The sequence below is a fragment of the Micromonospora chersina genome (assembly GCF_900091475.1).
GTDB classification, from domain to species: domain Bacteria; phylum Actinomycetota; class Actinomycetes; order Mycobacteriales; family Micromonosporaceae; genus Micromonospora; species Micromonospora chersina.
On sequence record NZ_FMIB01000002.1, the window covers coordinates 5,048,125 to 5,068,210 of the forward strand.

The 20,086-nt window shown below is 71.6% G+C and carries 29 protein-coding genes and 1 riboswitch; of the genes, 28 read left to right on the forward strand and 1 reads right to left on the reverse strand.

What is annotated here, in order from left to right:
• Positions 1-81: 81 nt before the first annotated feature.
• From rplN to truA, 22 genes are all read left to right on the forward strand, one after another.
• Entirely contained in the window at positions 82-450 is a 369-nt protein-coding gene (gene rplN, locus GA0070603_RS23530; RefSeq protein ID WP_007073026.1) for a 50S ribosomal protein L14, read from the forward strand.
• On the forward strand, positions 447-767 hold the full coding sequence (gene rplX / locus GA0070603_RS23535; RefSeq protein ID WP_007465276.1) for a 50S ribosomal protein L24: 321 nt from the start codon (positions 447-449) through the stop codon (positions 765-767). The genes rplN and rplX overlap by 4 nt, the downstream gene beginning before the upstream one ends.
• On the forward strand, positions 767-1,336 hold the full coding sequence (gene rplE / locus GA0070603_RS23540; protein WP_091317981.1) for a 50S ribosomal protein L5: 570 nt from the start codon (positions 767-769) through the stop codon (positions 1,334-1,336). The genes rplX and rplE overlap by 1 nt, the downstream gene beginning before the upstream one ends.
• 1 nt (position 1,337) lies before the next feature.
• A complete protein-coding gene (locus tag GA0070603_RS23545) occupies positions 1,338-1,523 on the forward strand; it encodes a type Z 30S ribosomal protein S14 (protein WP_007073023.1) in 186 nt (61 codons plus the stop codon).
• A 96-nt stretch (positions 1,524-1,619) separates the two neighbouring features.
• Entirely contained in the window at positions 1,620-2,027 is a 408-nt protein-coding gene (gene rpsH / locus GA0070603_RS23550; protein WP_013288624.1) for a 30S ribosomal protein S8, read from the forward strand.
• 16 nt (positions 2,028-2,043) lie between these two features.
• Complete coding sequence (gene rplF, locus GA0070603_RS23555; protein ID WP_091198285.1) at positions 2,044-2,586, forward strand: 50S ribosomal protein L6; 543 nt, start codon at positions 2,044-2,046, stop codon at positions 2,584-2,586.
• A complete protein-coding gene (rplR, locus tag GA0070603_RS23560) occupies positions 2,583-2,972 on the forward strand; it encodes a 50S ribosomal protein L18 (protein ID WP_091317983.1) in 390 nt (129 codons plus the stop codon). The genes rplF and rplR overlap by 4 nt, the downstream gene beginning before the upstream one ends.
• Before the next feature lie 33 nt (positions 2,973-3,005).
• On the forward strand, positions 3,006-3,620 hold the full coding sequence (gene rpsE, locus GA0070603_RS23565; protein WP_091317985.1) for a 30S ribosomal protein S5: 615 nt from the start codon (positions 3,006-3,008) through the stop codon (positions 3,618-3,620).
• Positions 3,620-3,802 (forward strand): 50S ribosomal protein L30, encoded by a 183-nt coding sequence (rpmD, locus tag GA0070603_RS23570; protein ID WP_013473693.1) that lies wholly within the window; start codon positions 3,620-3,622, stop codon positions 3,800-3,802. The genes rpsE and rpmD overlap by 1 nt, the downstream gene beginning before the upstream one ends.
• Positions 3,802-4,245, forward strand: a complete 444-nt coding sequence (gene rplO / locus GA0070603_RS23575; protein ID WP_091317986.1) for a 50S ribosomal protein L15 — start codon at positions 3,802-3,804, stop codon at positions 4,243-4,245. Before rpmD ends, rplO begins: the two co-directional genes overlap by 1 nt.
• Positions 4,246-4,480: 235 nt before the next feature.
• The gene (gene secY / locus GA0070603_RS23580) at positions 4,481-5,806 is read left to right on the forward strand and encodes a preprotein translocase subunit SecY (RefSeq protein ID WP_091317988.1); all 1,326 of its coding nucleotides are present in this window, start codon (positions 4,481-4,483) and stop codon (positions 5,804-5,806) included.
• Entirely contained in the window at positions 5,807-6,460 is a 654-nt protein-coding gene (locus tag GA0070603_RS23585) for an adenylate kinase (RefSeq protein ID WP_089012511.1), read from the forward strand.
• 90 nt (positions 6,461-6,550) lie between these two features.
• Positions 6,551-7,402 (forward strand): type I methionyl aminopeptidase, encoded by an 852-nt coding sequence (map, locus tag GA0070603_RS23590; RefSeq protein ID WP_091317990.1) that lies wholly within the window; start codon positions 6,551-6,553, stop codon positions 7,400-7,402.
• Between the two features lie 272 nt (positions 7,403-7,674).
• Positions 7,675-8,169, forward strand: a complete 495-nt coding sequence (locus tag GA0070603_RS23595) for a DUF1707 SHOCT-like domain-containing protein (protein WP_244282594.1) — start codon at positions 7,675-7,677, stop codon at positions 8,167-8,169.
• Between the two features lie 269 nt (positions 8,170-8,438).
• On the forward strand, positions 8,439-8,660 hold the full coding sequence (gene infA / locus GA0070603_RS23600) for a translation initiation factor IF-1 (protein WP_007073013.1): 222 nt from the start codon (positions 8,439-8,441) through the stop codon (positions 8,658-8,660).
• 91 nt (positions 8,661-8,751) lie between these two features.
• On the forward strand, positions 8,752-8,865 hold the full coding sequence (rpmJ, locus tag GA0070603_RS23605; RefSeq protein ID WP_088982067.1) for a 50S ribosomal protein L36: 114 nt from the start codon (positions 8,752-8,754) through the stop codon (positions 8,863-8,865).
• Positions 8,866-9,130: 265 nt separating this feature from the next.
• The gene (rpsM, locus tag GA0070603_RS23610; protein ID WP_091262776.1) at positions 9,131-9,511 is read left to right on the forward strand and encodes a 30S ribosomal protein S13; all 381 of its coding nucleotides are present in this window, start codon (positions 9,131-9,133) and stop codon (positions 9,509-9,511) included.
• 18 nt (positions 9,512-9,529) lie between these two features.
• Positions 9,530-9,937 (forward strand): 30S ribosomal protein S11, encoded by a 408-nt coding sequence (rpsK, locus tag GA0070603_RS23615; protein ID WP_076466649.1) that lies wholly within the window; start codon positions 9,530-9,532, stop codon positions 9,935-9,937.
• A gap of 13 nt (positions 9,938-9,950) precedes the next feature.
• Positions 9,951-10,577, forward strand: coding sequence for a 30S ribosomal protein S4 (rpsD, locus tag GA0070603_RS23620; protein ID WP_091317992.1), 627 nt, complete (start codon positions 9,951-9,953; stop codon positions 10,575-10,577).
• 96 nt (positions 10,578-10,673) lie between these two features.
• Entirely contained in the window at positions 10,674-11,696 is a 1,023-nt protein-coding gene (locus GA0070603_RS23625) for a DNA-directed RNA polymerase subunit alpha (RefSeq protein WP_007073009.1), read from the forward strand.
• A 34-nt stretch (positions 11,697-11,730) separates the two neighbouring features.
• Complete coding sequence (rplQ, locus tag GA0070603_RS23630) at positions 11,731-12,294, forward strand: 50S ribosomal protein L17 (RefSeq protein WP_091317993.1); 564 nt, start codon at positions 11,731-11,733, stop codon at positions 12,292-12,294.
• Positions 12,295-12,365: 71 nt separating this feature from the next.
• Positions 12,366-13,199 carry a tRNA pseudouridine(38-40) synthase TruA gene (truA, locus tag GA0070603_RS23635; protein WP_091317995.1) on the forward strand — a complete coding sequence of 278 codons (834 nt, stop codon included), beginning with the start codon at positions 12,366-12,368 and terminating at the stop codon, positions 13,197-13,199.
• Positions 13,200-13,256: 57 nt separating this feature from the next.
• Here truA and GA0070603_RS23640 read toward each other — a convergent pair whose 3' ends face one another.
• A complete protein-coding gene (locus GA0070603_RS23640) occupies positions 13,257-14,441 on the reverse strand; it encodes a hypothetical protein (protein ID WP_244282595.1) in 1,185 nt (394 codons plus the stop codon).
• 126 nt (positions 14,442-14,567) lie between these two features.
• Between GA0070603_RS23640 and GA0070603_RS23645 the strand changes: the two genes are divergently transcribed.
• The 6 genes from GA0070603_RS23645 (at position 14,568) to thiS (ending at position 20,086) form a co-directional block, all read left to right on the forward strand.
• Positions 14,568-15,173 carry a class I SAM-dependent methyltransferase gene (locus GA0070603_RS23645; protein ID WP_091322250.1) on the forward strand — a complete coding sequence of 202 codons (606 nt, stop codon included), beginning with the start codon at positions 14,568-14,570 and terminating at the stop codon, positions 15,171-15,173.
• 41 nt (positions 15,174-15,214) lie between these two features.
• Positions 15,215-16,894 (forward strand): ABC-F family ATP-binding cassette domain-containing protein, encoded by a 1,680-nt coding sequence (locus GA0070603_RS23650; protein WP_091317997.1) that lies wholly within the window; start codon positions 15,215-15,217, stop codon positions 16,892-16,894.
• A 21-nt stretch (positions 16,895-16,915) separates the two neighbouring features.
• Positions 16,916-17,878, forward strand: a complete 963-nt coding sequence (locus tag GA0070603_RS23655) for an aldo/keto reductase (RefSeq protein WP_208862942.1) — start codon at positions 16,916-16,918, stop codon at positions 17,876-17,878.
• A gap of 203 nt (positions 17,879-18,081) precedes the next feature.
• Positions 18,082-18,192: riboswitch (TPP riboswitch) on the forward strand.
• On the forward strand, positions 18,187-18,813 hold the full coding sequence (locus GA0070603_RS23660) for a thiamine phosphate synthase (protein ID WP_091318002.1): 627 nt from the start codon (positions 18,187-18,189) through the stop codon (positions 18,811-18,813). It overlaps the preceding riboswitch by 6 nt.
• Complete coding sequence (thiO, locus tag GA0070603_RS23665; RefSeq protein ID WP_091318004.1) at positions 18,807-19,895, forward strand: glycine oxidase ThiO; 1,089 nt, start codon at positions 18,807-18,809, stop codon at positions 19,893-19,895. Before GA0070603_RS23660 ends, thiO begins: the two co-directional genes overlap by 7 nt.
• Positions 19,886-20,086: a sulfur carrier protein ThiS gene (gene thiS, locus GA0070603_RS23670; RefSeq protein ID WP_091318006.1), complete on the forward strand. Its 201-nt coding sequence runs from the start codon at positions 19,886-19,888 to the stop codon at positions 20,084-20,086. The genes thiO and thiS overlap by 10 nt, the downstream gene beginning before the upstream one ends.

A 20,086-nucleotide genomic window follows, 5' to 3' on the forward strand; every position in this document is an offset into this window, starting at 1 on the left:
CCGGGTTCGGTCGGGCGCAGGTTCCGCCAGGCTCCGGCCGCCCCCGGGCGGCCGGAGAACCGGCAGACATAGGAGATAGACGTGATTCAGCAGGAGTCGCGACTGCGCGTCGCCGACAACACGGGTGCCCGGGAGATCCTGTGCATCCGGGTTCTCGGTGGCTCCGGTCGGCGCTACGCGAGCATCGGCGACGTCATCGTGGCCACGGTCAAGGACGCGATCCCCGGTGCCGGTGTGAAGAAGGGCGACGTCGTCAAGGCCGTCGTCGTTCGCACCGCCAAGGAGAAGCGGCGGCCGGACGGCTCGTACATCCGCTTCGACGAGAACGCCGCCGTCATCATCAAGGACGGTGGGGACCCGCGCGGTACCCGCATCTTCGGCCCGGTGGGCCGCGAGCTGCGGGACAAGCGGTTCATGAAGATCATCTCTCTCGCGCCGGAGGTGTTGTGACCGTGAAGGTCAAGAAGGGCGACACGGTCGTCGTCATCGCCGGCAAGGACAAGGGTGCCAAGGGTAAGGTCATCGCGGCCTACCCGCGGCAGGACAAGGTCCTGGTCGAGGGCGTGAACCGGGTCAAGAAGCACACCCGCATCAGCACCACCCAGCGTGGCGCCAAGACCGGTGGCATCGTCACCCAGGAGGCCCCGATCCACGTCTCGAACGTGCAGGTCCTGGACTCCGACGGCAAGCCGACCCGGGTCGGTTACCGGATCGACGACAACGGCCAGAAGGTCCGCATCGCGCGTAGCACCGGTAAGGACCTCTGATGACCACGGCTACCGAAACCAAGACCCTGCCGCGCCTCAAGGAGCGGTACCGCAACGAGGTCGTGGCGAAGCTGCAGGAGCAGTACAGCTACGGCAACCCCATGCAGGTGCCCGGGCTCGTCAAGATCGTCGTCAACATGGGTGTCGGCGAGGCTGCTCGCGACGCCAAGCTGATCGACGGCGCGGTCCGCGACCTGGCCACCATCACCGGCCAGAAGCCGCTGGTGCGTCGGGCGACCAAGTCCATCGCGCAGTTCAAGCTCCGCGAGGGCATGCCGATCGGCGCGAAGGTCACCCTCCGCGGCGACCGGATGTGGGAGTTCCTGGACCGGCTGCTCTCGATCGCGCTGCCGCGTATCCGTGACTTCCGCGGCCTGGACGGGCGCAAGCTCGACGGCCACGGCAACTACACGTTCGGTCTGACCGAGCAGTCGGTGTTCCACGAGATCGACCAGGACAAGATCGATCGCCAGCGGGGCATGGACATCACGGTGGTCACGACCGCCACGACCGACGACGAGGGCCGGGCGCTGCTCAAGCTCCTGGGCTTCCCGTTCAAGGAGAACTGAGATGGCCAAGAAGGCGCTGATCCTCAAGGCGGCCGCGAAGCCGAAGTTCTCGGTTCGCGCGTACACCCGCTGCCAGCGGTGCGGGCGTCCGAAGGCGGTCTACCGCAAGTTCGGTCTCTGCCGGGTGTGCATCCGGGAGATGGCCCACCGCGGTGAGCTGCCCGGCGTGTCCAAGGCTTCCTGGTAATAGCCCGGCGCGCTTCGCGCGTCAGCTGAACTGTCTCTTCGCCGTAGGCCCCGGGCCTGGCCCGGGGAACCCCGGCGAGAAAGGTTGACGAATTTCATGACGATGACCGACCCGATCGCAGACATGCTCACGCGTCTGCGTAACGCCAACCAGGCGTACCACGACCGGGTGACCATGCCCTACTCGAAGATCAAGGCGAACATCGCCGAGGTCCTCAAGGCCGAGGGTTACATCGCCACCTGGTCGGTCGAGGAGCCCGAGGAGGGCGCCGTCGGCAAGCGACTGGTCGTCGAGCTGAAGTACGGCCAGAACCGGGAGCGGAGCCTGGCCGGCATCAAGCGCGTGTCCAAGCCCGGTCTCCGGGTGTACGCCAAGTCGGACGGGCTCCCGCGGGTGCTCGGCGGGCTGGGCGTGGCGATCATTTCGACGTCCCAGGGGCTGCTCACCGACCGGCAGGCCCGCAAGCGGAGCGTTGGCGGGGAAGTCCTCGCCTTCGTCTGGTAACGGGAGACAGGTAGAAATGTCGCGTATTGGACGTAAGTCGATCCCGGTGCCAGCCGGCGTCGATATCACCATCGACGGCCAGACCGTCAAGGTCAAGGGCCCCAAGGGCGAGCTGAGCCACGTACTGGCCGAGCCGATCACGGCGGAGCGGGGCGAGGACGGCGCGCTGCACGTCAACCGGCCCAACGACGAGCGCAAGGCCAAGGAGCTGCACGGCCTGAGCCGTACGCTGGTGGCCAACATGATCGTCGGCGTGACCGAGGGCTACCGCAAGAGCCTCGAGATCGCCGGCACCGGTTACCGCGTGACCGCCAAGGGCAAGGACCTCGAGTTCGCGCTCGGGTTCTCGCACCCGGTGCTGGTTCCGGCCCCGGACGGCATCACCTTCACGGTGGAGAAGCCGACCCTGTTCCACGTGGCCGGCATCGACAAGCAGCAGGTCGGCGAGGTTGCCGCCAACATCCGGAAGATCCGCCCGCCGGAGCCCTACAAGGGCAAGGGCGTGAAGTACCAGGGCGAGGTCATCCGCCGCAAGGCTGGAAAGGCAGGTAAGAAGTGAGCGCCACGCTGCTCAAGCGCCGCCGCGGCGTCGCCGCCAAGCGTGCCGTCGGGCGTGCGCGACGGCACTTCCGGGTCCGCAAGAACGTCAACGGCACCACCGAGCGTCCCCGCCTGGTCGTCACCCGTTCCCTGCGGCACATGGTCGCCCAGATCGTGGACGACACCAAGGGTCACACCCTGGCGTCGGCCTCGACCATGGACGCCTCGCTGCGCGGCGTCGAGGGCGACAAGAGCGCCCTGGCCGGCAAGGTCGGCGCCCTGCTCGCCGAGCGGGCCAAGGCCGCCGGCGTCTCGAAGGTCGTCTTCGACCGCGGTGGCAACCGGTACGCGGGGCGGGTCGCCGCGCTTGCCGACGCCGCCCGCGAAGCCGGGCTCGAGTTCTAGAAACCCCGTCACGAGAGAGAAGGAAGGCTGCTGATGCCAGGTCAACAGCGCCGTGGCGGCGGGTCCGGTGGCAACGAGGGTGGTCGCCGCGACAACCGCCGTGAGGGCGGCCGCGGAAACGCGCCCGTCGAGAAGACCCCGCACCTCGAGCGGGTCGTCGCGATCAACCGCGTCGCCAAGGTCGTGAAGGGTGGTCGGAACTTCAGCTTCACCGCCCTGGTGATCGTGGGCGACGGCGACGGCACCGTCGGTGTGGGCTACGGAAAGGCCAAGGAGGTGCCCGCGGCGATCGCCAAGGGTGTCGAGGAGGCCAAGAAGCACTTCTTCAAGGTGCCGCGGATCGGCCAGTCGATCCCGCACCCGGTGCAGGGCGAGGACGCGGCCGGTGTGGTGCTGCTCAAGCCGGCCTCGGCCGGTACGGGTGTCATCGCCGGTGGTCCGGTCCGTGCCGTGCTGGAGTGCGCGGGCATCCACGACGTGCTCTCCAAGAGCCTCGGCTCGTCGAACCCGATCAACATCGTGCACGCCACGGTGGCGGCCCTGAAGGCGCTCGAGTCGCCGGAGCAGGTCGCGGCCCGTCGTGGTCTGCCGGTCGAGGACGTCGCGCCGGCCGCCATGCTGGCTGCGCGGGCGGGGGTGGCGTCCTGATGGCACGCCTGAAGGTCACCCAGGTCCGGTCCGAGATCGGGACCAAGAAGAACCAGCGTGACTCGCTGCGTTCGCTCGGTCTCAAGCGGATCAACGACGTGGTGGTCAAGGAGGACCGGCCGGAGATCCGGGGCATGATCTTCACGGTCAACCACCTCGTGAAGGTCGAGGAGGTCGAGTAATGACGATCAAGGTGCACCACCTGCGCCCGGCGCCGGGAGCCAAGACCGACAAGACCCGTGTGGGTCGCGGTGAGGGCTCGAAGGGCAAGACCGCCGGTCGCGGTACCAAGGGTTCCAAGGCCCGGAAGAACATCTCGGCGGCGTTCGAGGGTGGGCAGATGCCCATCCACATGCGCCTGCCGAAGTTGAAGGGCTTCAAGAACAAGTTCAAGGTCGTCTTCCAGGTGGTCAACCTGGACCGGCTCGCCGAGCTCTTCCCGAACGGCGGCCAGGTCGGCCCGGCCGAGCTGGTCGAGGCCGGTGCGGTCCGCAAGGGCCAGCCGGTCAAGGTGCTCGGCACCGGCGACCTCGGCGGCGTGGCTCTCCAGGTGTCGGCGCACGCGTTCAGCGCGTCGGCCAAGGAGAAGATCACCGCGGCCGGCGGCTCGGTCACCGAGCTGTAAGGCACGATCGTGGCGCCCGCTCAGTTGTCCGCAACTGGGCGGGCGCCGTGCTCTACCTGGCGAATGTGCGCCGGGTAACATCGGATTCGTTTTATGTAGCCGGGCACATCTGCCCGGACCGGGATCGGGCTGTTAGAGTCCGTTCCCAGCCATGGATATCGGGCGGTCCGCCCGGCACCCACCCCGCTCCGCCAGGGATCATGACCGGCGGCCCGCGTCGCGCAGGAGGAAGAAGTTGCTGTCCGCCTTTCTCAGTGCGTTCCGTACGCCTGACCTGCGCAAGAAGCTGCTGTTCACAGTAGGCATCATCGCGGTCTACCGGCTGGGCGCCACGCTGCCCAGCCCGGGTGTCTCGTACGGCAACGTGCAGAAGTGCCTCGACACCATCCAGGGCAGCAGCGGTGTGCTGAACCTGCTGGACCTCTTCTCCGGTGGCGCGCTGCTCCAGCTCTCGGTCTTCGCGCTGGGCATCATGCCCTACATCACCGCGTCGATCATCCTGCAGCTGCTGACCGTGGTCATCCCACGCCTGGAGCAGCTCCGCAAGGAGGGCCAGGCCGGCCAGGCGAAGATCACCCAGTACACCCGCTACCTGACGCTGGGCCTGGGCATCCTCCAGTCCTCGGCGTTCGTGGCGCTCGCGCGCTCGGGTCAGCTCTTCAACAACCAGTGCGACCAGTTCCCGATCGTCCCGCGGGGCACCGGCATCCCGGACTGGCTGACGCTGACGATCCTGGTCATGACGATGACCGCGGGCACCGGCGTGGTGATGTGGCTCGGTGAGCTGATCACCGACCGGGGCGTCGGCAACGGCATGTCCGTGCTGATCTTCACCTCGATCGCGGCCCGGCTCCCCAGCGAGGGCTGGAAGATCAAGACCACCAAGGGCTGGGGGATGTTCTTCCTCGTCATCGCCCTGGTCCTGCTGGTCATCACCGCGGTCACCTTCATCGAGCAGGCCCAGCGCCGCATCCCGGTGCAGTACGCCAAGCGGATGATCGGCCGGCGGATGTACGGCGGCACGTCCACCTACATCCCGCTCAAGGTGAACCAGGCCGGCGTCATCCCGGTCATCTTCGCCTCGTCGCTGCTCTACCTGCCGCAGCTCGCGCTCCAGTTCTTCGACCAGAACAACCCGGGGAAGACCCAGGCCTGGATCCAGAACCACATCGTGAAGGCGAGCGCGCCGGAGCACATCGCGATCTACTTCCTGCTGATCATCTTCTTCACCTACTTCTACGTGTCGATCACGTTCAACCCGACCGAGGTCGCGGACAACATGAAGAAGTACGGCGGCTTCGTGCCGGGCATCCGCCCCGGCAAGCCGACCGCCGAGTACCTCGACTTCATCCTCAGCCGGATCACCCTGCCGGGTGCGCTCTACCTGGGCATCGTCGCGGTCCTGCCGAACTTCTTCTTCATCTGGCTGGACAACCAGCAGTTCCAGAACTTCCCGTTCGGCGGCACCGCTGTGCTCATCATGGTCGGCGTCGGTCTGGAGACCGTGAAGCAGATCGAGAGCCAACTCATGCAGCGGAACTACGAAGGGTTCCTGCGGTAGATGCGACTCGTTCTGGTTGGCCCGCCGGGCGCGGGCAAGGGCACGCAGGCGGAGTTCATCGCCGCCCACCTCTCGGTGCCGAAGATCTCGACCGGGGACATCTTCCGGGCCAACGTCTCCCAGGGCACGCCCCTGGGGGTCGAGGCCAAGCGGTACATGGACGCCGGCAAGCTGGTCCCGGACGAGGTCACCATCAACATGGTGCGGGACCGGCTCGCCGAGCCGGACGCCGCCGAGGGCTTCCTCCTCGACGGCTTCCCGCGGACGACGCCGCAGGCCGCCGCGCTGGACAAGCTCCTCGCCGACCTCGGCACCGCGCTGGACCTGGTGCTGGAGCTCGTCGTCGACGACGACGAGGTGATCCGGCGGCTCTCCGGCCGGCGCACCTGCCGTGGCTGCGGCAAGATCTGGCACGTCGAGTTCGACGCCACCACCCGTGAGGGCGTCTGCGACCGCTGCGGGGCAGAGCTGTTCCAGCGGGACGACGACAAGCCGGAGACCATCGCGGCCCGGCTGCGGGAGTACGCCGAGAAGACCGCGCCGCTCGTCGACTACTACGGCGCCCAGGGCAAGCTCGTCGGCATCGACGCGACCGGGCCGGTGGAGGACGTCACCGTCCGCGCCATCGACGCCCTCCGCTCGTACGGCGGCTGACGTCCCGCCGGATTCCGGCGGATAGAGTGCGAACAGCGGGGTACGTGCGACGTGCCCCGCTGTTCCGCGCAACGAAAGGTAAACGCCTCCATGCGTCGTCCCCAGCTGGACATCCAGCTGAAGACCCCCGAGCAGATCGAGCTGATGCGGGCCGCCGGTCTGGTGGTCGCCCGCGCCCTGCGCCGGATGCGGGAGGCGGTCGCCCCCGGCGTCACCACCGCCGACCTCGACGCCATCGCCGAGGCCACCATCCGCGAGGCCGGCGCCATCCCGTCGTTCAAGGGCTACCACGGCTTCCCTGCGTCGATCTGCTCCTCCGTCAACGAGCAGGTGGTGCACGCCATCCCGTCGTCGACCCAGGTGCTCCGCGACGGTGACCTGATCTCGATCGACTGCGGGGCGGTGCTCAACGGCTGGCACGGCGACGCGGCCATCACGGTCGGCGTCGGCGAGGTCGACCCGGCCCTGCTGAAGATGGCCGCGGTCGCCGAGGACGCCATGTGGGCCGGCATCGCGGCCGCGGCGCGGGGGGCGGCCAGCGGCAAGGGCCGGCTCACCGACATCTCCCACGCGGTGGAGACCGCGGTCCGCCAGGGCGGCCGGTACGGCATCGTCGACGGCTACGGCGGGCACGGCATCGGCACCGAGATGCACCAGGACCCGCACGTGCTCAACCACGGGCGCCCGGGCAAGGGCCCGCGGCTCGTGCCGGGGCTGGCCCTGGCCATCGAGCCCATGATCACGATGGGCAACCCGCGCACCGTGGAGCTGTCCGACGGCTGGACCGTGGTGACCCGCGACCGGTCGATGGCCGTGCACGTGGAGCACTCGATGGCGCTCCTGGACGACGGTGTCTGGGTGCTGACCGCCGAGGACGGCGGCCGTGCCCGGCTCGGCGACCTGGTCACCGCCCGCCAGCCGGCGGACTCCCCGGCCGTCTGACGAGGCGGACCCGCCCGCCCGCTTGCGCTCCGGCGCGGTTCGGCTCGCTGGCAAGGATCCGGCCCGGTCGTGAGGATCCGGCCCGGTCGTGAGGACCCGGCCCGGTCGTGAGGATCCGGCCCGGCGGTGAGGATCGGGCCCGATCGTCAGGATCTGGCTCGCTCGCCGCGTTCCTACCGCCGCCGACTCTCCGGCACCGGTTGCGAGGTTCCGTACCAGCGGTCCGGATCGTGCGCGGCGGGCGCTGGCGGGGCGGTGGCATGCTTGCCCTCATGGACGGGCGGAACGGGATGCGGGCGGCCGACGCCGACCGGGAGGCCACGGCGGAGCGGCTCCGGGTGGCCCTGGAGGAGGGCCGGCTCGACCTGCACGAGTACGACGAGCGGCTGGTCCGGGCGTACGGGGCGAAGACCTACGCCGACCTGGACGAGGTGGTGGCGGACCTGCCCGGGACGACGCCCGCGCACCGCGCCGCGGTGGCCCCGGCGGCGCCGGCCGACGCCGACGGGACGGTCGTGGCGAGCGGGCGCGGCGCCGGCGGGCTGCTCGCGATCTGGTCGCCGTGGCTGCGGGTGGCCGGGATCCTGACCGCGATCTGGTTGTTCGCCTCGCTCGGCTCCGGGCACCTCGGGCCCTACTGGCCGGTCTGGGCCATCGGGCCGTGGGGCTTCTTCCTGCTGATGCGTACCGTGGGCGGCCACGACAACGGGTGGCGAAGGGCCGAGCGGCGCGGCCGGGCCCGGCGGGACCGACGCCGGCGCCGCTGACCGGAACCGGCTGTGGCCGGCGCCACAACCGGCCGGTGGGGCCGGGCGAATGTCCTCCGTCGGGGTGACCGACCGGGTGGCCGGTTTGGCGACGGCGCGCAGGCGGGCGTACACTTTCTGATCGGCGCACAGCGTCCACTCCGGCATGCCCACCCTGCGCTTCGGTGGGAGTCGGAGCCGCGGCTGGCTCGGGCTCGGCGAATCCCGCCGGAGCCCGTGTAAGACGTTGTGGGCCGTCCGGAGCAACCGACGTCAGGACAGCGGAGGACATGCCGAAAAAAGACGGAGCCATCGAGATCGAGGGTCGGGTCATCGAGCCCCTGCCGAACGCCATGTTCCGGGTGGAGCTCGCGAACGGCCACAAGGTGCTGGCTCACATCAGTGGCAAGATGCGGCAGCACTACATCCGCATCCTGCCGGAGGACCGGGTCGTCGTCGAACTCTCGCCGTACGACCTGACCCGCGGGCGCATCGTCTACCGCTACAAGTAAGCCTGACGACGGCCGGGACGTCCCCGTGTCCGTCTTCGACGTCCGGGTCGCGCTCGTCGCGTCTCCGGGCCAGATGGGAAGTAAGGCAACCGTGAAGGTCAAGCCGAGCGTCAAGAGGATCTGCAACAAGTGCCGGGTGATCCGCCGGCACGGCCGGGTCATGATCATTTGTTCTGACCCGCGCCACAAGCAGCGCCAGGGCTGAACCGTTCCCGCCGACCGCGACGAGCGGCGGCGGAACCGGCCCGGGTCGCAGATCCCGACACACACATCACCAGCTCGTCCCAGCCGCGAGCGGTACGCAGCGCGTACCCCCTCGTGGTTGACCCCCGGTCGGAGGCCGGGGCCCGCTCGGGCAGCGACCGATCCCGGTCGCCGGCGCTGATCGCGCCGGAAGGACAGGGACGGTCGGTAGCGGGGTGGGACGGGTCCACACCTCCGCCACAACATCACGAGGAGTACGCCCGCACATGGCACGTCTAGTCGGCGTGGACCTCCCCCGCGACAAGCGGATGGAGATCGCGCTCACCTACATCTTCGGGGTCGGTCGCACCCGCGCCCTGGAGACGCTGGCCGCCACCGGCATCTCGCCGGACAAGCGCGCTCGGGACCTCACGGACGAGGAGCTCGTGCAGCTCCGCGACCACATCGAGGCCAACTACCAGGTTGAAGGTGACCTTCGCCGCGAGGTCGCCGCTGACATCCGCCGCAAGGTCGAGATCGGCTGCTACGCGGGTATCCGGCACCGCCGGGGCCTGCCCGTCCGTGGCCAGCGGACCAAGACCAACGCGCGGACCCGCAAGGGCCCGAAGCGGACCGTCGCCGGCAAGAAGAAGCCCGGCAAGAAGTAACTAGGAGCGCACAGACTTATGCCACCGAAGGCTCGTGCCGGAGCCGCTGTCAAGAAGGTCCGGCGCAAGGAACGCAAGAACGTCGCCCACGGGCAGGCGCACATCAAGAGCACCTTCAACAACACCATCGTGTCCATCACGGACCCGACCGGTGCGGTCATCTCCTGGGCCTCCGCGGGCCAGGTGGGCTTCAAGGGCTCGCGCAAGTCGACCCCGTTCGCCGCGCAGCTGGCCGCCGAGGCCGCCGCGCGTCGGGCCATGGACCACGGCATGCGCAAGGTCGACGTGTTCGTCAAGGGCCCCGGCTCCGGCCGGGAGACCGCCATCCGTTCGCTGCAGGCCGTGGGCCTCGAGGTCGGGCAGATCTCCGACGTCACCCCGCAGCCGCACAACGGATGCCGTCCGCCGAAGCGTCGTCGGGTCTGAGAGGTAGAGAGAGATGGCTCGTTACACCGGTGCTGACTGCCGCCGTTGCCGGCGGGAGAAGATGAAGCTGTTCCTCAAGGGCAGCAAGTGCGATGGCCCGAAGTGCCCGTTCGAGTCCCGGCCGTTCCCGCCCGGGCAGCACGGCCGCGGCCGCACCAAGGAGACGGAGTACCTGCTCCAGCTCCGTGAGAAGCAGAAGGCCCGCCGCGTCTACGGCGTGCTGGAGAAGCAGTTCCGCGGCTACTACGAGGAGGCCGTGGGCAAGCAGGCCAAGACCGGTGAGGTCCTCCTGCAGATCCTCGAGTCGCGGCTGGACAACGTGGTCTACCGGGCTGGCTACGCCAAGTCCCGGGACATGGCCCGCCAGCTGGTCAAGCACGGTCACTTCACGGTGAACGGCAAGAAGGTCGACATCCCGTCGTACCGCGTCAAGGAGCACGACATCGTCGAGGTCCGGGGCAAGAGCAAGGAGCTCACCCCGTTCATCGTCGCGCAGGCCGAGGCCGGCTCCAAGACCGTTCCGGCGTGGCTCGAGGCCATCCCCAGCCAGATGAAGATCCTCGTGCACTCGCTCCCGGCCCGCCAGGTGATCGACACCCAGGTCCAGGAGCAGTTGATCGTCGAGCTCTACTCCAAGTAAGGGCTCGTTGCGGTGGCCCGCCCTCCGGGGCGGGCCACCGGAACAGTTTGTGTCGTGGGCGTCATATAGCGGGCGCCCCGGAAGAGAAGAGAAAAGATGCTCATCAGCCAGCGACCGTCTCTCTCCGAAGAGTCGATCAACGAGACCCGGTCCCGGTTCACCATCGAGCCGCTGGAGCCGGGCTTCGGCTACACCCTGGGCAACTCGCTGCGGCGCACGCTGCTGTCGTCCATCCCGGGTGCGGCGGTCACCTCGATCAAGATCGACGGTGTCCTGCACGAGTTCACCACGATCCCCGGTGTCAAGGAGGACGTGGTCGAGCTCGTCATGAACATCAAGGAGCTGTGCGTCAGCTCGGAGCACGACGAGCCGGTCAGCATGTACCTGCGCAAGCAGGGCCCGGGCGACGTGACCGCCGGTGACATCCAGCCCCCGGCCGGTGTCTCGGTGCACAACCCGGACCTGAAGCTCGCCACCCTGAACGGCAAGGGCCGGCTCGACATGGAGCTGACCGTCGAGCGTGGTCGTGGCTACGTCACGGCGGCGCAGAACAAGCAGGCGGGCGCGGAGATCGGCCGGATCCCGGTCGACTCGATCTACTCGCCGGTGCTCAAGGTGACCTACCGCGTCGAGGCGACCCGTGTCGAGCAGCGGACCGACTTCGACCGGCTGATCATCGACGTCGAGACCAAGCCGTCGATGGGCCCGCGTACCGCGCTGGCCTCGGCCGGCTCGACGCTCGTGGAGCTGTTCGGGCTGGCCCGGGAGCTGGACGAGACCGCCGAGGGCATCGACATCGGGCCGTCCCCGCAGGACGCCCAGCTGGCGGCCGACCTCGCTCTGCCGATCGAGGAGCTGGACCTCACCGTCCGCTCCTACAACTGCCTCAAGCGCGAGGGCATCAACTCCGTTGGTGAGCTCATCGGGCGTACCGAGGCCGACCTCCTCGACATCCGCAACTTCGGTCAGAAGTCGATCGACGAGGTCAAGATGAAGCTCGCCGGGATGGGCCTGGGGCTGAAGGACTCGGCTCCGAACTTCGACCCGGCGCACGTCGTGGACGCCTTCGGCGAGGCCGACTACGACACCGACGACTACCGCGAGACCGAGCAGCTCTAGTCCGCGCTGCCGCCACACCTGAGGAGCACCAAGCATGCCCACGCCCACCAAGGGCCCCCGCCTCGGCGGCAGCCCCGCGCACGAGCGGCTGATGCTGGCCAACCTGGCCACCGCGCTGTTCCAGCACGGCAAGATCCAGACCACCGAGACGAAGGCCCGGCGGCTGCGTCCGCTGGCCGAGCAGCTCATCACCAAGGCCAAGCGTGGCGACCTCGCCTCGCGGCGTCGGGTGCTGGGCGTCGTCAAGGACAAGGACGTGGTCTACGCCCTGTTCGACCAGATCGCGCCCCGGTACGCCAACCGCAACGGTGGCTACACCCGGATCGTGAAGACCGGTCCGCGCAAGGGTGACGCCGCTCCGATGGCGATCATCGAGCTGGTGGAGGAGCTTCAGGTCGCCGAGCCGAAGGCGAACAAGAAGACCGCCGCCCGCAAGGCCGCCCAGCAGGACAAGGTCGAGGCCCTGGCCCCGGCCGAGGAGGCCCCGAAGTCCAGCGAGGTCGCCGACCAGGACGCCGAGGCTCCGGTCTCGGCCTCCGGTGACACCGCCGCCGCCCGCGAGGACAGCGACGAGGCCGCCGAGAACGACAAGGCCTGAGCACTGGCCGCACCATCGGGCCCGGTACCCCCGCACGGGGTGCCGGGCCCGACGGCATGAGGAGGTACGAGGTGGACGAGCGGACCCGGCTGCGGCTGGACGTCTCGTACGACGGCACCGATTTCTCCGGCTGGGCCGCCCAGCCCACCCGGCGGACCGTCGCCGGCGTGCTCATGCAGACGCTGGACCTGGTCCTCGGCGCGGGCACCGCGACGGGGCTGACCGTGGCCGGCCGCACGGACGCCGGCGTGCACGCCACCGGGCAGGTCTGCCACCTCGACCTGCCGGCCGAGGTGTGGCGGCAGCACGACGGGAAGCTGCTGCGCCGGCTGGCCCGGCTGCTCCCGCCGGACGTGCGGGTCCGCGCCATGACCGAGGTGCCGGCCGACTTCGACGCCCGCTTCTCGGCCACCTTCCGCCGCTACGAGTACCGGGTGACCGACGCCCCGTGGGGCGCCGAGCCGCTGCGCCGCACCGACACCCTGGCCTGGCCGAAGCCGCTGGACCTGGCGGCGTTGAACGCCGCCGCGGCGGGGCTGGTGGGGGAGCACGACTTCGCCGCGTACTGCCGGCGGAAGGAGAACGCCACCACGCTGCGCGAGGTGACCCGGCTGGACTGGCGACGCGACCCGGACGGCATCCTGGTCGCCACCGTGCAGGCCGACGCGTTCTGCCAGAACATGGTGCGCAGCCTGGTCGGCGCCATGCTGGTCGCCGGGGACGGCCGCCGGCCGGTCGAGTGGCCGGCGAGCCTCCTGAGCCGCCGGGAACGCTCCAGCGAGGTGACCGTGGCGCCCGCGCACGGGCTGGCCCTGGTCGAGGTCGGCTACCCGGCCGACCCCGCCGAGTACGCCCGCCGCGCCGACCTCACCCGCCGCCTCCGGGTGCCCGTCGCCGAGGGCTGAGGACAGTGGAACGGCCCGCCGTCCCGGAAGGGGGACGACGGGCCGTGGTGGTCGGGCTCAGTTGCCGGTGCCGTCCTGGCCGGCGGTGCCGTCGGTCGGGGCGTCGGTGGGCTGGCTGGCCGTCCCGCCGTTCGCCCGGCGCTCCAGCACGCTCCGGTTCAGGTAGACCTCGATCATGTCGTACAGGATGTCGCGGGCCTTGCTGTCGTCGGAGCTGATCCGTTGCCCGTCGGCCCGGGTGACCACGCAGTAGGCGAGGTAGTGGCCGCGGACCTGCCAGCCGACCCGGGCCGCGGCCGTGGCGACCGCCTCGGTGTCGTCGCTCGCCGCCATGCCGCGGAACCGGCCCTGCCGTTCGTCAAGCATCGGCCGGATCCGGTCGCGCGCCCGCTGGGCGCTGGCCACGTCGGTGAGGTTGAACAGGCCGGCCGTGAGCAGGTGGTCGCCGTCGGGGGAGCGGAGGGTGGCCCGGACCACCTGGTTGCAGCCGAGGCGCACCAGCAGGTCGGCGATCTCGCCGGTGGCCGCGACGGCGCAACTGCCGCTGGAGTGCGTCTTGAGCACCCGGTACGCCGGCTGCCCGTCGGTCACCACGAGCTGCTGGCCGGGGAAGACCTCCTTGGCGGTGAGCGCCGCCTGGTCGGTGTCCCGGGAGTTCAGGTCGCTCCCGTCGCCCGCGGCGGACTGCTCCACCGCGGGCGGAGTGCTCTGCTGGCCGGCCTGCGGCGTGGCGGTCCGGTCGTCGAGCAGGGCGGCGACGGCCAGCCCCGTGAGGGCGAGCAGCATCAGCACGGCGGCGCCGCCGATCAGCACCTGCCAGGCCCGGCCGCCGCCGCGCCGGTGGTCGGGCCGGCGGCCCCGGGACAGGTCCAGCGGCTCGGTGGTCCGGACCACCGGGTCGGGCGGGGCCGAGGCCGCCGGCCTGGGCGCGGCGGCCGGTGTCGGCTGCGGCGCCGGTGGCGCGGGCTGCGGCACCGTCGGCGTGGGCTGCGGCACGGGAGCGGGCTCCCGGGGCGGGGCGGGGCGGCTCGGGGCAGGCGTGGGAGCCGGCGGTGCCGGCGCCCGCGCGGCCTCGACGGCCGGTCGGGTGGGCCGGGCCGGCGGGGGCAGCGACGGGGTGGGGAAGCGGGACGGCGAGGGACCCGCCGGCGGAGCCGCCGTGACGGCGGGCACGGACGGGTCCGACCCGGGCCTCGGGTACTCCAGGAAGGCGTCCTCATCGGACTCGTACCGATACACCATGTTGGCTACAGTAGGGGTCATTGTCCCTTTCGGGGGTAATATCGCGAAATTCTGGCGGAGTGGCGTCGCGCCCTGCCCCGGCCACCGTCGCGGGGGCCGATCCCGGGCGGTGCGACAATGCCCGTCGTGACCGGCGACCACTACTTCACCGCGGAACCCACGACCGCCGCCCGGCCGCGCGAGGTCGAGTTCTCCGCCGGCGGGCGCGACTACACCCTCGCCTCGGCCAGCGGGGTCTTCTCCGCCAACCGGCTCGACCCCGGCACCGCGGTGCTGCTGCGCAAGGCCGACCTGCCGGCGCACGACACCACCGGCCCGCTGCTCGACATCGGCTGCGGCTTCGGGCCGATCACCTGCGTACTGGCCGCCAGCGCGCCGGCCGCCACCGTCTGGGCGGTCGACGTCAACGAGCGGGCCCGCGAACTCACCGCCGCCAACGCCGCCCGCGTCGGCGCCGCCGACCGGGTCCGGGTCGTCGCCCCGGACGACCTCCCGGCCGACGTCACCTTCGCCCAGATCTGGTCCAACCCGCCGATCCACATCGGCAAGGGGGAGCTGCACGGCCTGCTGCAACGGTGGCTGCCCCGGCTCACCCCGGACGGGGTGGCCTGGCTGGTCGTCGCGCGGCACCTCGGCGGCGACTCGCTGCACCGCTGGCTGATCGAGCAGGGCTGGCAGGTCGAGCGGCACGCCAGCCAGAAGGGCTTCCGGGTGCTCCGGGTCACCCGGTAATCCGGTGTCGCCCGCGCCCACCCCTCGGGCAGGATGCCCGCGTGGGATACGTGGACGTGGCAGGGGTCGGGCACATCCTCCCGGACGGCCGGGAACTCTTCGCCGAGGTGTCGTTCCGGGTCGGTGAGGGCGCCAAGGTGGCGCTCGTCGGCCCCAACGGCGCCGGCAAGACGACGCTGCTGCGCATGGTCGCCGGCGACCTGCCCGTGAAGACCGGCGCCGTCGCCCGCTCCGGCGGCCTCGGCGTGATGCGCCAGTTCATCGGCATGATCGGCGACGAGTCGACCCTCGCCGACCTGGCGCTGTCGCTCGCCCCGCCGGCGCTGCGCGACGCCGGTCACCGCCTCGCCGAGACCGAGGCGGCCATGCGGGCGGCCGAGGTCCGCGGCAAGTACAGCAGCGCCGCAGGCAAGGCCCAGCTCGCGTACGCCGACGCGCTGGCCGCCTGGGGCGAGGTCGGCGGCTACGACGCCGAGGTGCTCTTCGACACCGTCGCCACCATCGTTCTCGACCTGCCCTGGGACGCCGCCCGGGAACGCCCGGTGCGGACCCTGTCCGGCGGCCAGCAGAAGCGGTTCGCGCTCGAACTGCTGCTCCGCGGCCCGGACGAGGTGCTGCTCCTCGACGAGCCGGACAACTTCCTCGACGTGCCCGGCAAGCGCTGGCTGGAGGCCCGGCTGCGCGAGTCCGGCAAGTCCGTGCTCTACGTCTCGCACGACCGGGAACTGCTGGCCCAGACCGCCGACCGGGTGGTCGCCGTCGAGGGCGGCAGCGCCTGGGTGCACCCCGGTGGCTTCGCGAGCTGGCACGAGGCCCGGGTGGCCCGGCACGCCCGCCTCGACGAGCTGCGCCGCCGCTGGGACGAGGAACACCAGAAGCTGCGCGAACTCATGCTCATGTACAAGCAGAAGGCCGCGTACAACGACGGGATGGCCTCCCGCTACCAGGCCGCGCAGACCCGGTTGCGCAAGTTCGAGGAGGCCGGGCCGCCGCCCGTACCCCCGAAGGACCAGGACATCCGGATGCGCCTGACCGGCGGGCGGACCGGCAAGCGCGCGGTGATCGCCGAGCAGCTCGAACTGGACGGCCTGACCTACCCGTTCGACCTGGAACTCTGGTACGGCGACCGGGTGGCGGTGCTCGGCGCGAACGGCACGGGGAAGTCGCACTTCCTGCGCCTGCTCGCCCGCGGCGGCACCGACCCCGACCCGGCCAACACCCCCGTCGACGGCGCGGCGGCGCTCGCCCCCGTCGCGCACGACGGCCAGGTACGCCTCGGCGCCCGGGTCCGGCCCGGCCACTTCTCGCAGACCCACGACCGGCCCGAGCTGATGGCGAAGACGCTTGTCGACATCCTGTGGCGGGGCGACGAGCACCGGGCCGGCATGGACCGGCACGCGGCCATGGCGGCGCTGTCCCGCTACGAGCTGGCCGGGCAGGGCGACCAGCGCTTCGGCACCCTCTCCGGCGGCCAGCAGGCGCGTTTCCTGGTGCTGCTGCTGGAGCTGTCCGGGGCCACCCTGCTGCTGCTCGACGAGCCGACCGACAACCTCGACCTGGCCTCCGCCGAGGCCCTCGAAGCGGGGCTGGCCGCGTTCGCGGGCACTGTCGTGGCCGTCACCCACGACCGGTGGTTCACCCGCTCCTTCGACCGGTTCGTGCTGTTCCGCGGCGACGGCGAGGTGGTGGAGACCCCGGAGCCGGTCTGGGACGTGCGGTGAGCGCCCGGCCCGCGGCATAGGGTGGATCTCGTGACTGAGATGACCTACCGCCGGCTGGGCGACTCCGGGCTCGTGGTGTCCGTCGTCGGCATCGGCTGCAACAACTTCGGCCGCAAGCTCGACCTCGACGGCACCCGCGCCGTGGTGGACGCCGCGCTCGACGCCGGGATCAACTTCTTCGACACCGCCGACATCTACGGCGAGCCGCAGGGCGGCTCCGAGGAACTGCTCGGGCAGGCGCTCAAGGGCCGCCGGGACGACGTGGTGGTCGCCACCAAGTTCGGCATGGACATGCACGGCCTCAACGGGCCGGACCACGGCGCCCGGGGCGCCCGCCGCTACATCGCCCGGGCCGTCGAGGCGTCACTGCGCCGGCTCGACACCGACCACATCGACCTGTACCAGATGCACGAGCCCGACCCGGGCACCCCCATCGACGAGACCCTCGCCGCGCTCGACGACCTGGTGACCGCCGGCAAGGTGCGCTACCTCGGCAACTCGAACTTCGCCGGCTGGCAGATCGCCGACGCCGACTGGGTGGCATCGTCGAACGGGCGGACCCGCTTCATCTCCGCCCAGAACCACTACTCGCTGCTGGAGCGGAGCGTGGAGGCCGAGGTGATCCCGGCGTGCGAGCGGTTCGGCCTGGGCATGCTGCCGTTCTTCCCCCTCGCCAACGGGCTGCTCACCGGCAAGTACCAGCGCAACGAGGCCCCGCCCGCGGGCAGCCGGCTCTCCGGCGGCGGCCGGTACGCCGAGCGCCTCGCCGCCGCGGACTGGGACACCATCGAGGCCATCTCGGAGTTCGCGGCCGAGCGCGGGCTCAGCATGCTCCAGGTGGCCATCGGCGGGCTCGCCGCCCGGCCGGCGGTGACCTCCGTGATCGCCGGCGCCACCACGCCCGAGCAGGTACGCGCCAACGCCGAGGCGGGCACCTGGCAGCCCACCGACGAGGACCTCGACGCCCTCGACGCGATTCTCTGAGACACCCTCCGCTGCCCCGGCGCCGCCCAACCGGCACCGGGGCAGCGCGCTGTCCACCGCGCGCACGCCGCCGCCCCGTCCGACCCGGACAGCATCACGTGACCGCGAGATCACCCGCTGTCCCCATCCTCCATCCGGGACGGTCGGTGGGAATTTCCGCACCCACCCTTGGCGGATCCGCGCCCACGTCGTACGGTAGGCCGCAAGTGACCCACGGGAGCCCGGTGCCACCGGGCTGAGAGGGGGGCTGGAAGCCCCCGACCGTCGAACCTGATCCGGGTAATGCCGGCGCAGGGAGGAGAGTTGCCGTGCCGTCCCTGGGACGACTGCATCTGATCACCGACACCCGGCCGGGGCGGGACCCGCTCGCCGTGCTGCGCGCCGCCCTGCCGGTGGCCCGCGCCGAGCTGGTCGTTCAGGTCCGGGTGGAGGACGACGCCACCGACCGGGAGGCGTACGAGCTGGCACAGCGGGTGGTCGGGCTGTGCCGGCCGTACGGGGCGACGTGCCTGGTCAACGACCGGCTGCACGTGGCGCTGGCGGTGGCGGCCGCCGGCGGCCACGTCGGTGCGGAGGACCTGCCCGTGGCGGCGGCCCGCCGGGTGCTGGGCGCCGGCGCCGTGCTCGGTGCGACCGCGCGGGAGCCGGGCGGCGCAGCCGCGGCGGTGGCCGCCGGGGTCACCTACCTGGGCGTGGGCCCCTGCCACGCCACCACCACAAAGGCCGGCCTGCCCGACCCGATCGGCCCCGAGGGGGTACGCGCGGTGGCCGGCGCCGTGGACGTGCCGGTGATCGCCATCGGCGGGGTGACCGTCGCGTCGGTGCCGGCGCTGCGGGCCGCCGGGGCGTACGGGGTGGCGGTGGTGGGTGCGCTCTCCGCGAGCCCCGATCCCGCCCGCACGACGGCCGAGCTGATCGAGGCCCTGACGTGCTGACCCGACCGGACGTCGCCGTTGTGGGGGCGGGACCGGTCGGGCTGGCGATCGCGTGGCGGTGCGCGGCCCGGGGGCTGCGCGTGACCGTGCACGACCCGGCGCCCGGCTCCGGGGCCTCGCACGTGGCCGCGGGGATGCTCTCGCCGGTGGCCGAGGCGTACTTCGGCGAGCACGAGCTGACCGGCCTGCTCGCCGAGTCCGCCGCCCGCTGGCCCCGCTTCGCCGCCGACCTGGCCGAGGCGTCCGGCGCCGACGTCGGGTACCGCGCCGACGGCACCCTGGTGGTCGGGCTCACCGCCGACGACCTGGCCGAGGCGCGGCGGCTGTGGTCGTACCAGCAGGGGTTGGGGCTGCCGATCACGCCGCTGCGCCCCTCGGAGCTGCGCGACCGCGAGCCGGCGCTGGCCCCGCGGGTCCGCGGCGGCGCGGTCGCACCCGGCGACCACCAGGTCGACCCGCGCCGGCTGGTTCCCGCGCTGCGGGCGGCGGCCGAGCGGGCCGGCGCCGTGCTGCGCCCGGCCCGGGTGGGCGCGCTGTCCGAGGTGGACGCGCGGGTCACCGTGGTCGCGGCCGGCTGCGGCGCCGCCGACCTGACCGGGCTGCCGGTCCGGCCGGTCAAGGGCCAGGTGCTCCGGCTCCGCGCGCCCGGCCGCGGCGCGCCGGACTTCCGGCACGTGATCCGGGGGTACGCCGACGGCGAGTCGATCTACCTGGTGCCCCGGGACAGCGGGGAGGTGGTGGTCGGGGCGACAGTCGAGGAGCGCGCCGACACCGAGGTGACCGCCGGGGCGGTGCTGCGGCTGCTCCGCGCCGCCGTGGACCTGGTGCCGGAGCTGGCCGAGTACGACCTGGTCGAGGCCACCGCCGGGCTGCGCCCCGGCACGCCGGACAACGCGCCGATCATCGGGTCGCTGCCCGGCCGGCCCGGCGTGCTCGTGGCCACCGGGCACCACCGGCACGGCATCGTGCTCACCCCGGTCACCGCCGACCTGGTCACCGAGCTGATCGTCACCGGCGAGCCGGACCCGCTGCTCGCCCCCTTCACCCCGGACCGGTTCGGGAAGGAGCGCAGGTGGAACTGATCGTCAACGGCGCGGGACGCGACCTGCCCGGCGGCTCGACAGTCGCGGACGTGGTGCGCGCGGTCACCGCCCAGGAGCGCGGCCTGGCGGTCGCCGTGAACGGTGAGGTGGTGCCGCGCGGCGGCTGGTCGGCGACCGTGCTGCGCGACGGCGACCGGGTCGAGGTGCTCAGCGCCGCCCAGGGCGGGTGA

Excerpts from the sequence above, each read along its gene's own strand:
- rplE (WP_091317981.1), top strand. The coding sequence starts at position 767 with ATGACCACGGCTACCGAAACCAAGACCCTGCCGCGCCTCAAGGAGCGG.
- GA0070603_RS23545 (WP_007073023.1), top strand. The coding sequence starts at position 1,338 with ATGGCCAAGAAGGCGCTGATCCTCAAGGCGGCCGCGAAGCCGAAGTTC.
- rpsH (WP_013288624.1), top strand. The coding sequence starts at position 1,620 with ATGACGATGACCGACCCGATCGCAGACATGCTCACGCGTCTGCGTAAC.
- rplF (WP_091198285.1), top strand. The coding sequence starts at position 2,044 with ATGTCGCGTATTGGACGTAAGTCGATCCCGGTGCCAGCCGGCGTCGAT.
- rpsE (WP_091317985.1), top strand. The coding sequence starts at position 3,006 with ATGCCAGGTCAACAGCGCCGTGGCGGCGGGTCCGGTGGCAACGAGGGT.
- rpmD (WP_013473693.1), top strand. The coding sequence starts at position 3,620 with ATGGCACGCCTGAAGGTCACCCAGGTCCGGTCCGAGATCGGGACCAAG.
- rplO (WP_091317986.1), top strand. The coding sequence starts at position 3,802 with ATGACGATCAAGGTGCACCACCTGCGCCCGGCGCCGGGAGCCAAGACC.
- GA0070603_RS23585 (WP_089012511.1), top strand. The coding sequence starts at position 5,807 with ATGCGACTCGTTCTGGTTGGCCCGCCGGGCGCGGGCAAGGGCACGCAG.
- map (WP_091317990.1), top strand. The coding sequence starts at position 6,551 with ATGCGTCGTCCCCAGCTGGACATCCAGCTGAAGACCCCCGAGCAGATC.
- GA0070603_RS23595 (WP_244282594.1), top strand. The coding sequence starts at position 7,675 with ATGGACGGGCGGAACGGGATGCGGGCGGCCGACGCCGACCGGGAGGCC.
- infA (WP_007073013.1), top strand. The coding sequence starts at position 8,439 with ATGCCGAAAAAAGACGGAGCCATCGAGATCGAGGGTCGGGTCATCGAG.
- rpsM (WP_091262776.1), top strand. The coding sequence starts at position 9,131 with ATGGCACGTCTAGTCGGCGTGGACCTCCCCCGCGACAAGCGGATGGAG.
- rpsK (WP_076466649.1), top strand. The coding sequence starts at position 9,530 with ATGCCACCGAAGGCTCGTGCCGGAGCCGCTGTCAAGAAGGTCCGGCGC.
- rpsD (WP_091317992.1), top strand. The coding sequence starts at position 9,951 with ATGGCTCGTTACACCGGTGCTGACTGCCGCCGTTGCCGGCGGGAGAAG.
- GA0070603_RS23625 (WP_007073009.1), top strand. The coding sequence starts at position 10,674 with ATGCTCATCAGCCAGCGACCGTCTCTCTCCGAAGAGTCGATCAACGAG.
- rplQ (WP_091317993.1), top strand. The coding sequence starts at position 11,731 with ATGCCCACGCCCACCAAGGGCCCCCGCCTCGGCGGCAGCCCCGCGCAC.
- GA0070603_RS23640 (WP_244282595.1), bottom strand. The coding sequence starts at position 14,441 with ATGGTGTATCGGTACGAGTCCGATGAGGACGCCTTCCTGGAGTACCCG.